General features: G+C 65.0%; 1 pseudogene. It reads left to right on the top strand.

The window, feature by feature from the left end:
- Positions 1-509, top strand: a pseudogene (locus tag NKI59_RS35060) (shikimate kinase); the annotation flags it as partial.

Genomic DNA, 509 nt, shown 5'->3' on the forward strand with positions numbered 1-509 from the left:
CTCTACCGGCGGCCCTATGTCGAGGGCGACACGCTAGCCTTGCAGGCCAGGCAGGAAGAGCTGCAAGGCAAGACCAGGCAGATACTGGACAGCGCCCGCGCCCTCATCGACGCCGACCTTTCCTACATGAGCTGGAACGTGATCGCCGAGATCGAGGCGAAGGAGCCGCTCGAAGCGCTCGACACCTTCATGGCGCAGAACGCATCGATGGTCCAGGCCCAGCATGCAGCCGCCAGCTTCGATGTCCATCGGGTCCTTCAGGCCATGGACCACGAGCCGAGACCGCCGCAAGGCGATGCCGGACTGATGCGGCTGCCGGTGGTCGACATGCAAGGCCGGCCGCTGGCCAGCGAAGCCGAGTTGCGCTATTCCATTTTCCACCGCTTGACCTCGGGCGCGGTGAAGGTGGTGGCGGTGCAGCTAAAGGGAACTCCGACTGGCGCCATGCTGACACGCACGTTCACCGTGGAGGGCGTGCCCTACCGCATGGACCTGTTCGGCGGCAGCAA

This window comes from Mesorhizobium sp. M0598 (assembly GCF_040320865.1).
Lineage (GTDB): Bacteria > Pseudomonadota > Alphaproteobacteria > Rhizobiales > Rhizobiaceae > Mesorhizobium.